The sequence below is a fragment of the Vibrio sp. Y2-5 genome (assembly GCF_014596725.1).
Lineage (GTDB): Bacteria > Pseudomonadota > Gammaproteobacteria > Enterobacterales > Vibrionaceae > Vibrio.
In genome coordinates this window covers 79,263-93,904 of sequence record NZ_JACVEG010000009.1, presented here as the reverse complement: position 1 = coordinate 93,904, position 14,642 = coordinate 79,263, and the positions used below count along the sequence as shown (strand labels likewise).

Annotated in this window: 10 protein-coding genes; 6 read left to right on the top strand and 4 right to left on the bottom strand. The window is 44.1% G+C overall.

Annotated elements, in window-relative coordinates; all coding sequences use genetic code 11:
• Positions 1-168 precede the first annotated feature (168 nt).
• The 3 genes from HUO09_RS18325 (at position 169) to HUO09_RS18315 (ending at position 3,710) form a co-directional block, all read left to right on the top strand.
• The gene (locus HUO09_RS18325) at positions 169-2,673 is read left to right on the top strand and encodes a cache domain-containing protein (protein ID WP_188234935.1); all 2,505 of its coding nucleotides are present in this window, start codon (positions 169-171) and stop codon (positions 2,671-2,673) included.
• A 71-nt stretch (positions 2,674-2,744) separates the two neighbouring features.
• Entirely contained in the window at positions 2,745-3,158 is a 414-nt protein-coding gene (arfB, locus tag HUO09_RS18320) for an alternative ribosome rescue aminoacyl-tRNA hydrolase ArfB (protein WP_188234934.1), read from the top strand.
• Between the two features lie 111 nt (positions 3,159-3,269).
• Positions 3,270-3,710: a universal stress protein gene (locus HUO09_RS18315; protein WP_188234978.1), complete on the top strand. Its 441-nt coding sequence runs from the start codon at positions 3,270-3,272 to the stop codon at positions 3,708-3,710.
• 121 nt (positions 3,711-3,831) lie between these two features.
• Here the strand turns inward: HUO09_RS18315 and HUO09_RS18310 are convergent, their stop codons facing one another.
• On the bottom strand, positions 3,832-5,355 hold the full coding sequence (locus tag HUO09_RS18310; protein ID WP_188234933.1) for a DEAD/DEAH box helicase: 1,524 nt from the start codon (positions 5,353-5,355) through the stop codon (positions 3,832-3,834).
• A gap of 236 nt (positions 5,356-5,591) precedes the next feature.
• On the opposite strand from HUO09_RS18310, the gene HUO09_RS18305 reads away from it, so the two are divergent.
• The gene (locus tag HUO09_RS18305; protein ID WP_188234932.1) at positions 5,592-6,554 is read left to right on the top strand and encodes a sensor domain-containing diguanylate cyclase; all 963 of its coding nucleotides are present in this window, start codon (positions 5,592-5,594) and stop codon (positions 6,552-6,554) included.
• Here HUO09_RS18305 and HUO09_RS18300 read toward each other — a convergent pair.
• Positions 6,551-7,516 carry a TDT family transporter gene (locus HUO09_RS18300; protein ID WP_167411450.1) on the bottom strand — a complete coding sequence of 322 codons (966 nt, stop codon included), beginning with the start codon at positions 7,514-7,516 and terminating at the stop codon, positions 6,551-6,553. The two genes, HUO09_RS18305 and HUO09_RS18300, sit on opposite strands and share 4 nt — an antisense overlap.
• A gap of 201 nt (positions 7,517-7,717) precedes the next feature.
• The gene (gene clcA, locus HUO09_RS18295) at positions 7,718-9,115 is read right to left on the bottom strand and encodes a H(+)/Cl(-) exchange transporter ClcA (protein WP_167411449.1); all 1,398 of its coding nucleotides are present in this window, start codon (positions 9,113-9,115) and stop codon (positions 7,718-7,720) included.
• 617 nt (positions 9,116-9,732) lie between these two features.
• Between clcA and HUO09_RS18290 the strand changes: the two genes are divergently transcribed.
• Complete coding sequence (locus HUO09_RS18290; RefSeq protein WP_188234931.1) at positions 9,733-10,719, top strand: GTP-binding protein; 987 nt, start codon at positions 9,733-9,735, stop codon at positions 10,717-10,719.
• An 85-nt stretch (positions 10,720-10,804) separates the two neighbouring features.
• On the opposite strand, the gene ylqF is transcribed toward HUO09_RS18290, so the two are convergent.
• The gene (ylqF, locus tag HUO09_RS18285; RefSeq protein WP_167411447.1) at positions 10,805-11,749 is read right to left on the bottom strand and encodes a ribosome biogenesis GTPase YlqF; all 945 of its coding nucleotides are present in this window, start codon (positions 11,747-11,749) and stop codon (positions 10,805-10,807) included.
• 320 nt (positions 11,750-12,069) lie between these two features.
• Here ylqF and nirB point away from each other — a divergent pair, with 320 nt between their 5' ends.
• Positions 12,070-14,634, top strand: coding sequence for a nitrite reductase large subunit NirB (nirB, locus tag HUO09_RS18280; protein WP_188234930.1), 2,565 nt, complete (start codon positions 12,070-12,072; stop codon positions 14,632-14,634).
• Positions 14,635-14,642: the final 8 nt, after the last annotated feature.

Here is a 14,642-nt window from a genome sequence, read left to right as displayed (position 1 = left end):
AGCGCGAGCTGTTGTACCAATGGCTCGCGTTATATTGCTACTAAAAATCAGAAAAATCTTCAAAATGACCGCTATCTTGTCTGGTTAATCATTTTAGACTTTTCGTTTCTTGTATCTAGTTAAAATTGTCTATTCTTAATGAGTAGCCACACCTTTAAGTAGGAAGCGATGATTCCACTAAACGATAGAAAATTGCTGAATATTATTCGATATGCACCAGCAGTGTTCATCACTCTCTTTGCTATCGTGGTTAACGTCATTCTTATTCAAAGTAATCAGATTGAATCAGAAGAGAAGATAAATTTCATTCGTGACAATCTTATTGAACAACAAAAACAGATAGTTCAAGACCAAATCCAACAAGTCTCCAGTCAAATCGAAAGACAAAAAAGCCTGACAATTAAAACGTTAAAGGATCAGCTACGAGACCGTGTGTATGAGGCTCACAATATAGCAACCAACATCTATCAGAAACACAGTGACCAGCCGAAGGAAGAGGTCGTGCGTATGATTAGAGAAGCGCTGAGACCCATTCGCTTTAACTCTGGGCGTGGCTATTTCTTTATTTTTGATAGTAAAGGCATCAATGTCTTGCACAGCTATTTACCCGAGTTAGAAGGCCAGTCTGTCTGGGACACCAAAGATGTGAAAGGTTCCTTGATTGTTCAGGAGCACATTGAGAAAGTAAACGATGCTGGTGGTGAAGCTTTTTATCGCTGGTGGTATAGCAAGCCAAATGAAGACCCTAGCAAGCATTTCGAAAAAATAGGGTTTGGTAAGTATTTTGAGCCGTATGGTTGGTATATCGGTACTGGGGAATATGTCGTTGATGTGCAAGCAGATATACAAAAACAAGTTATAGATTGGCTCACGCATTTCCGGTATGGCAATAACGACTATGTGTTTGTCATTGATAATGAAGGAACGATTTTAGCGCACCCTGAAGCTTCCATGGTTAACACTCCTGTTTCTGACGAACTGCACCTGCAGATTGATGAAATACGAGCCAAAGACACGGATCGTTCCGGTTTTACCCACTACATGGCTAAATATATGCCTGGATCTACGAGTGGTGGAGAGAAAATCAGTTATCTCAAAATGATTGATGGATGGGATTGGACCATCGGCACTGGTTTTTATGTTCAACGCTTCGAAGCTTATCTGGACGAAAATATTCGTGCATTAGAAGCCAGCAATAGAACTGAATTGAAACGTGTTCTGTTGGCAAGTATGGTCTCCACCTTAATAATCATTGCACTTTCATTGAAACTGGGCAGTGCGATAGGTGATCGATTTAAGCGTTTCCAAGAGCGCATAGCAAAAGATTTTGCTGAGCTAAACCAAGTTAAAGATAAGCTAAAATATCTTGCAGAACACGACTCTTTAACAGACTTGCCTAATCGGCTTCTTCTGAACGGTATCATTCACAACGGAATTGATTATGCTCATCACAACCAGTGTTGTGGTGCTGTCATGCTGTTGGATATTGATGATTTTAAGAAGATAAACGATCTCCACGGACATTCATCAGGCGATAAACTTCTTAAAACCATCAGCCGTAAATTTGAAACCCTGCTAGGCCCTCACGATACAGTGTCACGTTTTGGTGGTGATGAGTTTATATTCTGTTTCCCTGCTCTGGCCGATAACGTGGCTGCCAAAGAGAAAGTATTGCTTATTCAACAAGTGTTTGAAGATAAGTTCATCATCGACGGTAAGGTATTGACCACCAACTGTAGTATCGGTGTGGCTATGTTCCCGCATGATGATACTGAACCAGAAGCTCTAATCCGTAAGGCGGATGTCGTTTTGTATAAATCCAAAGCACAGCGTAAAGGAAACGCTATGTTTTACAACAGTGACATCAATGCAGAGATACAACTTGACTACATGATAGAAGACGAGCTGAGAAAAGCCCTGAAAGGCGACGAGTTCAAAGTGTTTTATCAACCTCAGGTCAATGTGGCAAGCGGGAAGATCATGGGAGTTGAAGCGCTTGCACGTTGGAACAGCGCTCGACTAGGGCCAATCTCGCCCGTGAAATTTATCGCTTTGGCTGAAGATATTGGAGTAATACATGAGCTGGGGCGTTTTGTATTCCATAAAGCTTGTGAAGACATTCTTTCAATCAGTCCTAATGGATCCGATGCTTTAGGCGTTTCAATTAACATCTCTCCTAAACAGTTGATGGAGCCAAATTTTCCTGAAACCTTGGTTGCAATTACGCAAGAGGTGGGTATTGATATTTCTCGTGTGACACTGGAGATCACAGAGAATGTGTTATTGGAGGACTTGGATACGGTAGCCGAACGCTTGAACAGTATGAGAAGCTTTGGCTTTGGATTGTCTTTAGACGACTTTGGTACTGGTTACTCTTCACTGAGTTATCTCAATACTTTACCGATTACAGAAATTAAAATTGATCGATCTTTCATAGAAAAGCTCTTGGTTAGTGAACAAACCAAAACGTTGGTGAAAGCCATTATTGCTATTGGTGAATCGTGCCACATGACAGTTGTTGCTGAAGGTGTGGAGACGATGAATCAATACAGTGAATTGACTGAATATGGATGTGATTTTGTGCAGGGTTATTATTTCGCTCCGCCTTTGACCATTGACTCAATTGGCGAACTTTTGTGTTCAAAGCTTCAATCAGGTTCCGATTCAATCTAGCCGTAGCCATAGTATTAGAAACGGAAGTTCTCTAAAATGGCGGTTCATTCTTTACCGTTGAACATAATGTCATGCTTAAAATATCAAACACTGTAGAACTGGCTGATTGGGAAATCGAATTGTCGGCCATTCGTGCGATGGGCAGTGGCGGTCAGAATGTGAATAAGGTGTCGAGTGCGATTCATCTTCGGTTTGATGTACCGAGTTCCACTTTACCTCCTATCTATAAAGAGAAATTGCTTGCGTTGTCAGACAGTAGAATCACCAAAGAAGGGGTGATCATCATTAAAGCGCAAACCTATCGGACTCAAGAACAGAATCGGGAAGATGCGTTGAATCGTCTGCGAGAGATGATTGTTGCAGCAATGGTTGTAGTGAAAAAGCGCAGGCCAACCAAGCCGACAAAGGCATCCCAGCGTCGACGCGTTGAGGCTAAAAAGCGCAACGGTGCGAACAAGTCTCTGCGTGGCAAAGTTTCCTATTAAGCTTTTGAACTTACAGGATTAACTGTTCTTTTAATCGTGTGATCTCAGTGACACCTTTTTTTTGCACAAAGACTATGCTCTCAACAGTCATATTGGCATGAGGGCAGAATGATGAAATACCAACATATTTTAGTCGCGCTAGAGCTGACTGAAGAGAACAAAGCTTTAATTAATAAAGCGGTCGCAATGGCGAACACTTTCGATGCTGATGTCTCGTTCATCCATGTTGATGGAGCTGTGGGAGAGGTTTATACCCAGTTAATTGATATTCAGCAGGACCCAACTCAAAAGCCGCTTAATCAGCATTCCAATGAGCTTCTCCATAAGTTCCAGATTTATGCGAAAGAGCAATTCCCTGATTTTCCTATCAAACATTTCTGGGTCGGGACAGGCAGTTTGGGTAGCAAACTTAAAAAAGTGATCGAGCAGCATGAGTACGACCTGCTTATCTGCGGTCATCACCATGACTTCTGGAGCAATATGGTTTCCTATTCACGAGATCTGATCAACAAGTCACCGATTGATATTTTGGTTGTTCCCATGGAATCTTAACGGTTCAAGCTAGTATTAACTCAAGTCGTACTGTGAGAACGAAAAGATAGGATTGAAGAGTAAAGACGTGGAATTAAAAAGAGTGTGGCTTTTAGGCCACACTCTTTTTTAGGAATCGATATTATGCTGATTGAGCTGGTTTGCTGCGGTTTTGGTTTGAACCGCGATTCGGTTTCCTGTTTCCGCTTGGTTTGCCGTTTGCACTTGGCTTACCGCTTGTTGTAACAGGTTTGCCATTTGAACCGGGTTTACCACCTGAACCAGGCTTTCCATTTCGGTTTGGTTTACCGTTGCCACTCGGTTTGTTGGCATTTGGATTGCCATCACGATGACCTTCACCACTTGGTTTATGGCGTTTAGGTTTCGAGGTGTGTTTAGCCGCAGGTTTTCCGCCTTTTGAAGACTCTTGAGCAGTTCGGTTACCTTCTGCGTTAGGAGTATTAGGCTTTTTCGGTTTCTTAGGCTTCTTCGGTTTTATCGGGCGAGTATCTAAAACAGATTCAGGAACTTTGTTGCTTGGCGCAAATCCTTGCAGCTCCATACGTGGAAGCACTTGCTGAATAAGGCGCTCAATAGCAAAAAGTTCAGGCGCTTCAATCGCTGAAACTAAAGTAATCGCTTTACCCACTTCACCTGCACGACCTGTACGACCGATACGGTGCACATAATCTTCAGCAACTTTAGGCAGTTCAAAGTTCACCACTTGCGGTAACTGAGGGATATCAATACCACGAGCTGCAATGTCTGTTGCCACGAGTACGCGAACTTCGCCAGATTTAAAATCCGCCAGTGCTTTGGTGCGCGCGCCTTGACTCTTGTTGCCATGAATTGGTGCTGAGGTAATACCTTCATCATTTAAAAATGCTGACAACTTGTTTGCGCCATGCTTGGTTTTAGTAAACACCAGCACTTGCTGCCAGTTGCCGTCTTTGATCAGTTTTACCAGCATTGGTGCTTTCTTTTTAACATCCGCTGGGTAAATGCATTGCTCTACGGTTCTTGCTGTTGAGTTAGCAGGGCTTACGGATATCTCAACGGGGTTGTTGACCATCGTTTTGGCTAAGGCACGAATTTCGTCAGAAAACGTTGCTGAGAACAGTAGGTTCTGGCGTTTCTTCGGTAACAAATCAAGGATCTTACGAATGTCACGAATGAAGCCCATATCGAGCATACGGTCTGCTTCATCAAGAACCAGAACTTCAAGTTGATCAAACTTAACCGCATTTTGATTGTATAGATCCAACAGACGGCCTGGTGTTGCTACCAGCACGTCTGCGCCTTTACGTAAGCGCAGCATTTGTGGGTTAATCTTTACACCACCAAAAACTACAGCACTGGTAAGAGGTAAATGACTGCCATAGGTGTTGACGTTGTCTTCAACCTGAGCGGCAAGCTCACGGGTTGGAGTAAGGACCAAAGCGCGAACCTGATTGCCACGAACTTTTGGACCGTGTGATAAAAGCTCTAAAATAGGCAGAGTAAAACCAGCAGTTTTACCTGTACCAGTCTGCGCTGCCGCCATTACATCTTTGCCTTCTAATACAGCTGGAATCGCTTGTACTTGAATAGGTGAAGGAGTGGTATATCCTTTTTCTTCAATAGCTTTAAGGATTGGAGCAGATAGACCTAACGAGGTAAAACCCATATTTAATTCTCAATATTGTACTTAATTAATACTCGCCACAGACAAATGGTTATTGATGGCGAAAAGTGCGACATTCTGAGGCTTTCGCACCACAGTAGCAACAGATAATTTCTTTTCGACGCTTTTCATTGATGGATTGAAGTTACGTTTTGTTAGCGAATTATAATTTAAGACTATTGATATGGTGCTAAACTATCAGCTCCCAAAGGTTAGGCGCACGACAAGTACTGAAGTTGATGGACGAATATCTAAAGCGAATTAATCAGCTAGAACAGCAGGTTGAAAAACTGACACGAGATAACCAGCGCTTGGAAGAAAAGCTTAATGTCGCACTCGATGGCAACGGTTTGTGTTTGTGGGAGAATCATTTACCCACTGGCAAACTCACCATATTTAATATGGAGTGGGGGAAAATGCTGGGTTTTCAACCTCAGGAGCTGGAAGCGACGGTTGAGATTTGGAAAAGCCGTCTTCATCCTGATGACTATGATTTAGCGGTCGGAGCGTTCGAAGACCATGTCAATGGTAAAGTTGATACTTATCAGGTGATTCATCGCATGATCCACAATGACGGCAGCACAAGCTGGGTATCTGATCGAGGTCGAATTGTTGAATACGATCAAGACGGTAAACCGCTGCGCATGATGGGTACACATATCGATATTACCAAAGAAAAACGTTATGAACTTGAACTGTCGCGATTAGCAATGTTAGACCCGCTGACAAATCTACTTAACCGCAAGGTGTTGGTCGAAAAATGCAATGAAATATGTCGCGGCATATTAGATCAACCAGCCTCTCTTATCTTTATCGACCTTGATAACTTCAAAATGGTCAATGATCACTCCGGCCATAAAGTTGGTGATGCGGTATTGATGAAAGTAGCTGAATGGCTCAATCAGTACGCTCCAAGTGAGTCCATTATTGCGCGCTTAGGCGGTGATGAGTTTGTGGTGCTTTGTGTTGACCATCCACGAGAAGTCATCAGTCGTTACATCGATCAGTTGCTGACAAATGTTAGTGAACCGATGAAGGTAGACAACGGGTCGTCTCATATTGGTTTTAGTATCGGCGTGTGCGAATTTACCACTTCCAATTACACCTTCGAAGAGCTGTATGAACTCGCGGATAAAGCGATGTATCAAGTAAAACGCAGTGGCAAAAATGGTGTGGCCTACATCAATGCCGACGAAAATTAATGGTTACCACTCTTTTTAGGGAAAAATTCTGGCCAGTACATTTTGATATAACCGGCTGAAACCCATATCACCAATACGGTTGCAATGGTGAGTTCAAGAAATCCGAAATTGTGTAACCAGTGCCAGTGCGGAAAATCTGACTCAAAAAAGGTTGTCAGTCTGTGCATTGCGATAGCGCTGATCACGGATGGGAAAGTGACAGCCGCGATCGAAGGCTGAAATTTCAACTGCAATAAGCGTAAATAGCAAAGGTAGATCAGCAATGTCATGGTGATGGCAATACCCGCCAGTGCTCCGGTTAATATTGGGTCTGGGTCAGGGAAATTGACCAGATAGGTGGCGAGAGTTAAGTTAATCGGTGCCGCCATAATAGCCAACGTTGGTCTTGCTCTGCGTGGCAACGAGCCAAAGAATACCAAGCGATACAAAACCACCGGCAACATAATAAAGTAGATAGCGACACACACCTGTACGAGTGTTTCTGAAAACAAGTTGTGACCAAACTGCGTTCCCGCCAACGAACTACTGATCATTCCCACCGGATATAAGAACCAGCTAGGTACGATGTTCGACATCTTGAAATTCATGATCTGAAAGCCGAAGAACAATATCATCATTGTAAAATGCAGCATGAGCGCTAAGCCCCATAGCGGGTAGGCTATCAATGGTGAGATCACCACTAGATAATCACACAGAATCAACAGTGCCATGCTCATAGGAGCCATAAGGCTGCCAGAAAGCGGGTGTTTGATATCCGCAATGAATGTTTTGTAACTGGTGAGGTACCTTGCCAAAACAGGTAACAATAGAAGGGCGCCCATCGCAACCAGATAAGGACGAATGGCAAGACCAAATGTAGGCAAATATAGCGCCCACGCTTGTCCCAAGCCAATCATGCCTAATGCAAGGGCCGCTTGGGAAGGGGGAACAGATTGTACTTGAAGAAACCTTTTCCAGTTCAACGAAAACTCCGCATTCCATCGTCATACAGTGGTGTAATGCAGCTCTGGTGTCCGAGATAAGGCACATCGCTACCACTGTCTTTTGGGTGGCGATATTAACAAGTTTCGCCACTTTCTGTACGACAATAATGTGTGCGACTGTCACAAAATAAGCAGCAAATTCATAACATTTAGGCGGAATACTAAATATTAATCCTCTTTTTACTCCTGCTGCGGCAGATCTTGCTGACGCAGTTTTTCGTTCTTCAATGTACGATTTAGAAGTTGACTGTAAATAGGTTGCCCACCAAACATCTGAGCAAAGATCACCGCGCCTAACCCTGTGATAATGAGTGGCAGAATAAGGTTGTAGTTACCCGTCATTTCGATAACCAGCAAGATACCCGTAATCGGTGCTCGAACAGTGGCACAAAACAAAGCACCCATACCAGCTATTGCAAACATGCCTGGTTCAATATCAAGTTCTGGGAAGAAGCTTTTCGCAATCAGTCCAAAGGCATAACCAAACAGCGTACCTAGCGCCAGCATCGGGGCAAAAATGCCGCCCGGAGCGCCTGAACCAAAGCAGATCACAGTGGTAAAGATACGGCCAATAAACAGTAGAAGCAGCACCGTTGCGCTATAACTGCCGTTGGTAATATCAGGAATAAAGCTGATACCACCGCCAGTCAGTTCAGGCACATAAAGCAGGGTCAAACCAAAAAAACCGCCAAGAATCGAGCCAGTGATTAAATAGCGTTTGCGTTGGTTTTGATGAATACGAACAAATATATCTTGAGAAAACGTAATCAGGCGGTTGAATATCACACCGAAAATGCCAAACAACATACCCAAAAATAGAAATAGACCAAGCGCTTTCAGCTCAGGCGCATCATATTCCGGCATGGTGATGACGGCTTCCTGACCATTGATTAAGCGAAACACAATATTGGCGGAAACCGCAGAAATAATAACTGCACGAATGGAGATCAATGAGTAACGAAACTGAGGACGCATTTCCTCAACAACAAACATGATGCCAGCCAGAGGCGCATTAAAAGCCGCTGCTAAACCGCCTGCTGCACCGGACGCGAGAAGTGAGTGACGGGTATCCTCATTGTTAACGCGAAAGATATCAGAAATCATACGACCGATAGCACCGCCCATTTGTACGGTTGGACCCTCACGACCCAAAACCATACCAGAACCTAATGCCCCCATACCGCCGAAGAATTTCACAGGAATGACGCGCCACCAACGAACTGGACGAATACCGTCCATCGCCCCTTCAATTTCAGGAATACCAGAGCCTGCGGCTTCAGGTGCAAAGCGGTGAACAAGGTAATAACCAACAAGCGCTAATGCCGCACTGATAATAAACGCCGCTAACCACAATGGAAGTAAGTTACCAATCTCACTTCTCAGCCATTCTGTACGCGTTTCCGAGACGAAATGAACGGCTTTTTCAAAGTATGTTCCGGCAATACCAGCCAATATGCCAACAGCAAGAGAGAGAAGAAGAACAGAGATGGGGGTTTTATCTTTAGAGAGAAACTGGTTGATAGCATCTTTTGGAACTTTTGCTAGAAGACTTTGAGTAAATTTCTCTCTATTGGTCATTTAAAACGGGTCTCATGGTTGGCGTTATGTGAGGAATGTCAGATTATACTTAGCATTACAGTCAACTATAGCTGCAAAGTTGCAAATTAGAATTTCATATATGACTTCGATATGAAAGCGGATGTGTTTTGCTACTTTTCAAAAAGGTGATTTGGCTAAAAATATTGCACATAAAATTGGCTGAGAAACTTGTATTTCAAGGGATATGAGCCATATTTAAATCGTAAGGCGTTTATCGATATTTCTTACGGAGGATGTGAAAAGAGCCTTACTTACAATTTGGAAGGAATCAAAATTCTAATCGATTGACCTCGTATTTGATTCAATAACATCTATCTACAGATGACAGAATCCGCCCACTCACGATTGAGTAACGAGGAATAAGGCGCGCTCCTGCAGTGCGCCTTTATACTGTCTGCTCTCTGCTATCGTATCTAGTCTTCATACTCTCTCTTTCCTGTTTCCAACTATCAGTAGTATCAGTCGAGCTATTCAGTGCTGAGTCATAGGGCAATTTATTTATGTTCATTCGCTTACCTGCTAATTACTCTGAAGAAAGCGAGTATATAGAAAGCTTTTAACCTCCTATGTATACTCCTTGGAAAAGGAGTATGACGATGACGAATAAAGTCCCAACCAATATCATCACGGGTTTCCTCGGGGTAGGGAAAACGACAACGATATTGAATCTTTTAAACAATAAGCCTGAAAACGAAAAGTGGGCTGTACTTGTCAATGAGTTTGGTGAAATTGGCATTGATGGTGCGATGATGACAGAGCAAGGTGCCTTGATCAAAGAAGTACCGGGTGGGTGTATGTGCTGTACCGCAGGCGTGCCAATGTCTGTCGGCATTAATGCGCTGCTACGCCAGCAACCTGACCGTTTGATCATCGAACCAACAGGGCTTGGACATCCTAAACAAGTGATTGCCACTTTAACTTCTGACCAATACACGTCGTATGTTGACCTTAAAGCGACGATTGGTTTGGTTGATCCGAGAAACCTGAGTAATGAAAAGTATACCAGCAACCAAAATTTCAACGACCAATTGCAAACGGCAGATGTGATCATCGGTAACAAGGTGGATGAGTGTACTGCTCATGATATCGACGTGTTCAACGACTGGGTAACGGACCAAACGCCCGCAAAAGTGTTCCACAAACTGGTCACACGCGGTCAACTGCCTATTGAAGTGTTGGATATTGAACGTGTCCACGGTGGCGCATCGTCACATATTGAATCTCACCATCATCACCATGCGGAGATGGAACCTGAGTTTCAGTTAAACCCAAACCAAGCTTTTGCTCGTAAAGAGAACAAAGGGCAGGGTTATTTCAGTTGTGGCTGGCTATTTGGTGCCGAGTACCGTTTTAACTTTGACGAACTTTTTTCAATGATCAGCGATTTAACCGCAGAGCGCGTAAAAGCGGTAGTGAATACTGACCGTGGCTGTTATGCGTTTAACTCTGCCAATGGCGTAGTTTCCGTTAATGAATTGAGTCTTGAAGGCTTTGAGTCACGTCTTGAAGTGATTGACTCTCAGCTAATGCCGTGGGATCAGTTGGAAGGCATTCTGTTAAAATTGGCCGGAATTTCCAAGTAACCTCAAGCTACTGAAGAAGTTAAAAACAGCAGATACGACAAGGGCGACATGAGTCGCCCTTAATTTTTTATCTATAACGAAAAGATTAACGCTTGTTACGCAGGTAGCGCTTACGACGTTCTTCTTTGTTTTTCGCTTTTTCTTCCGCTTTACGCGCTTCTTCGATTTCCACTTCAATCAGCTCCTGAGTAATCATCTCAGGGTGCTCAAGGGTAATTTTGCCTAGGATACCTTGACGTAATTCATGCAGAAGAATCTCAGAGGCTTTGTGTAAATCTACACGGCCACCAGCACGCAGTGCGCCACGTTTACGACCAATCTCTTCCATCCATTCAAGGTCAGACTCAGGTGATTCGTCGATGTTGTAACGTGCTTTCAATAGGTCTGGGTAACGTTCCGCGAGGTATTCTACTGTGTAGAAGGCCACTTCCTCATATTCCATTGCCGTATCTTTGATTGCGCCTGTCGCCGCTAAACGGAAACCACTGTGCGGGTTTTCCACTTTCGGCCATAAGATCCCCGGTGTATCGGAAAGCACAATGCCATTTTGTAGGTTGATACGCTGCTGACGGCGAGTCACCGCTGGTTGGTTACCGGTTTGAGCAATAGTACGGCCTGCTAAGCAGTTGATAATGGTTGACTTACCAACGTTTGGAATACCCATGATCATGGTGCGAACGTTCTTACCTAAAGTTTCACGGTTTGGCGCTAACTTGCGGCATAACTCCATGATTTGCATCACTTCATTCTGGTTAGAAGTGGTAATGGCAATCGCCTTTACACCTTGCTCTTTCTCTAAGTGCTCAATCCAAAGCTGAGTCATTTCAGGATCAGCCAAGTCGCGCTTGTTCAGTACTTTTACACAAGGCTTTTCTTTGCGAAGTTTCGAAATAATCGGGTTTTCACTACTGAAAGGAATACGCGCATCCAACACCTCGATGATCACATCAACTTGTGGGATGACTTCTTCGATCTCCTTGCGCGCTTTATGCATATGCCCAGGAAACCACTGAATATTATTGTTAACCATTTGAATTTATTGCCTTAGTCTTCCTCTGTTTTAGAACGTACTTAGCAAGTGCACTAAACCAGAAGAGTATTGGTTAATTTGATGGGCGGTATTGTACGCGAGAATGCTATGTGTATCCAATTCACCATTACTGTCTGGATAAGTATAGATGCCCTTGTTGGGCGAAGTAGAATCTAGAACGAATGAATTCCACTCAATTTATTGATAAAACACATACCACTTTAGGGTAGTTTAAAAACTCAATTGACCTACATCATGTATTAATTTACGCAGAAAAATAAAACTTCGCTTAGTTAAGAACCTAACCCTTAGGAATTACAATGAGCAAGTTGAAGCTAGTCGTTATCGGTAACGGGATGGTAGGTCACCGTTACATCGAAGATTTAGTCGAGAAAACCGATGTCTCTCAGATGGATATCACGGTTTTCTGTGAAGAACCTCGTGCTGCATACGACCGTGTGCATTTGTCCTCTTACTTCTCACATCACACTGCGGAAGAGCTTTCATTAGTTAAAGAAGGTTTCTACCAAAAACACGGCATTAATATTCTTCTTGGTGAACGTGCAATTAACGTGAACCGTGAAAACCGAATCGTGTATTCAAGCACCGGTCGTGAAATTCAATACGACAAGCTGATCCTTGCTACAGGCTCATTCCCATTTGTTCCACCTATTAAAAGTCATGAAAGCAAAGACTGCTTTGTTTACCGAACAATTGAAGATTTGAAAGCGATCGAAGCTTGCGCGAAGAAAAGTAAGTCAGGTGTTGTTATCGGTGGCGGCTTGCTAGGTCTTGAAGCTGCGGGCGCTCTAAAGGCGTTGGGTGTACAAACTCACGTCGTAGAGTTCGCGCCTAAATTGATGGCAGAACAATTAGATTTGGCTGGTGGTAACCAGTTACGTCAGAAAATCGAGCGCATGGGTGTGCATGTTCACACCAGCAAAAACACGCTTGAGATTGTTGCAGAAGGCACAAACGCACGTAACGTCATGCGCTTTGCCGATGGCTCTGAGCTAGAAACCGACTTTATCGTGTTCTCGGCAGGTATTCGTCCACAAGACAAACTGGCACGTCAAATGGAGTTAGATATTGCTCCGCGTGGTGGTGTGGCGATTAACGATCACTGCCAGACTTCTGATGAGAATATTTACGCGATTGGTGAATGCGCTTCTTGGAACCAAATGTTCTTTGGCCTTGTGGCTCCGGGTTACAAGATGGCAACTGTGGCCGTGGATCACTTGCTTGGTAAAACGGAAAGTAAATTCGAAGGTGCAGATATGTCTGCAAAACTGAAGTTACTTGGCGTGAAAGTAGGTTCAATCGGTGATGCGAATGGCCGAACTGAAGGTTGTAAGAGCTACGTTTACCAAAACGAAGAGCAAGAAGTTTACAAACGCCTGATCGTATCTCAAGACAACAAGAAACTGCTTGGTGCAGTGCTTGTGGGTGATACCTCTGATTACGGTGACCTACTTCAGTTAATGCTGAATGAAATTGACTTGCCAGAACATCCAGACGCACTGATTTTGCCTGCTCATGCTGGCGCAGAGAAACCAGCTTTAGGTGCCGATGCACTGCCTGAAAGCGCGGTTATCTGTTCATGTTTTGATGTGACCAAAGGCAAGATCGCACAAGCGGTTGCCGATGGCCATCATACGCTTGCAGATATCAAAGCGGTAACAGGCGCGGGTACCGGTTGTGGTGGTTGTGTTCCATTAGTCACTTCTGTTTTGAATGCAGAGCTTGCGAAATCAGGTATCGAAGTCAAAAGCGATGTGTGTGAGCACTTTGCTTACTCGCGCCAAGAGCTGTTCCATTTGATTCGCATTGAAGAAATCAAAACCTTCGATGAGCTACTAGCAAAATACGGCAAAGGCTACGGATGTGAAGTGTGTAAGCCGCTTGCTGGTTCTATTTTGGCTTCTTGCTGGGGCGAACATATTCTGAAACCTCAGTTGGTGAAACTGCATGACACCAATGACAACTTCCTTGGCAACATTCAGAAAGACGGTACTTACTCTGTTATTCCGCGTATGGCGGGTGGTGAAGTAACACCACAAGCGCTAGGCGCTTTGGCTGCGGTAGCAGAAGAATACAAGCTATACACCAAAGTCACCGGTGCTCAACGTATTGGTCTGTTTGGTGCTCAGAAAGATGATCTACCTGAAATCTGGCGCAAGCTGATTGATGCTGGTTTTGAAACGGGTCAAGCGTACGCAAAAGCACTGCGTATGGCGAAGACTTGTGTAGGTTCGACTTGGTGTCGTTACGGTGTTCAGGATTCTGTCGGTTTAGGTTCATTGATTGAAAATCGCTACAAAGGCATTCGTACTCCTCACAAGATGAAATTTGGTGTGTCTGGCTGTACTCGTGAATGTGCGGAAGCGCAAGGTAAAGACTTAGGCATCATCGCGACAGACGCTGGCTGGAACATGTACGTGTGTGGTAACGGTGGTATGAAGCCTCGCCATGCGGATCTTCTAGCTAGCGACCTAGACAAAGAAACACTGCTCAAATACATCGACCGTTTCATGATGTTCTACATCCGTACTGCTGCGCCACTGCAACGCACATCGGTTTGGTTGGATAACATGGAAGGCGGTGTGGACTACCTGCGTAAAGTGATTGTTGAAGACAAGCTAGGTATCAATGCTCAACTTGAAGCCGACTTAACGAAGTTAGCGGATGAGTTCGAATGTGAGTGGACGGCGACCATCAATGATGAATCACAACTGACTCGTTTTGCTCACTTTATTAACTCGGACAAACGCGATGACAACGTTGTGTTTGTGCCAGAGCGCGATCAACACCGCCCTGCAACCTTCACGGAAAAACATCCTGAAGTGAAAGGCGACATTTTGCACGTAGCTGCGACAGAAGCATAAGAGAAGGT

Bases quoted from the DNA above. Each gene is read 5' to 3' on its own strand.
- HUO09_RS18325 (WP_188234935.1), top strand. From the start codon at position 169: ATGATTCCACTAAACGATAGAAAATTGCTGAATATTATTCGATATGCA.
- arfB (WP_188234934.1), top strand. From the start codon at position 2,745: ATGCTTAAAATATCAAACACTGTAGAACTGGCTGATTGGGAAATCGAA.
- HUO09_RS18310 (WP_188234933.1), bottom strand. From the start codon at position 5,355: ATGGGTTTTACCTCGTTAGGTCTATCTGCTCCAATCCTTAAAGCTATT.
- ylqF (WP_167411447.1), bottom strand. From the start codon at position 11,749: ATGGTTAACAATAATATTCAGTGGTTTCCTGGGCATATGCATAAAGCG.
- HUO09_RS18290 (WP_188234931.1), top strand. From the start codon at position 9,733: ATGACGAATAAAGTCCCAACCAATATCATCACGGGTTTCCTCGGGGTA.
- HUO09_RS18315 (WP_188234978.1), top strand. From the start codon at position 3,270: ATGAAATACCAACATATTTTAGTCGCGCTAGAGCTGACTGAAGAGAAC.
- clcA (WP_167411449.1), bottom strand. From the start codon at position 9,115: ATGACCAATAGAGAGAAATTTACTCAAAGTCTTCTAGCAAAAGTTCCA.
- nirB (WP_188234930.1), top strand. From the start codon at position 12,070: ATGAGCAAGTTGAAGCTAGTCGTTATCGGTAACGGGATGGTAGGTCAC.
- HUO09_RS18305 (WP_188234932.1), top strand. From the start codon at position 5,592: ATGGACGAATATCTAAAGCGAATTAATCAGCTAGAACAGCAGGTTGAA.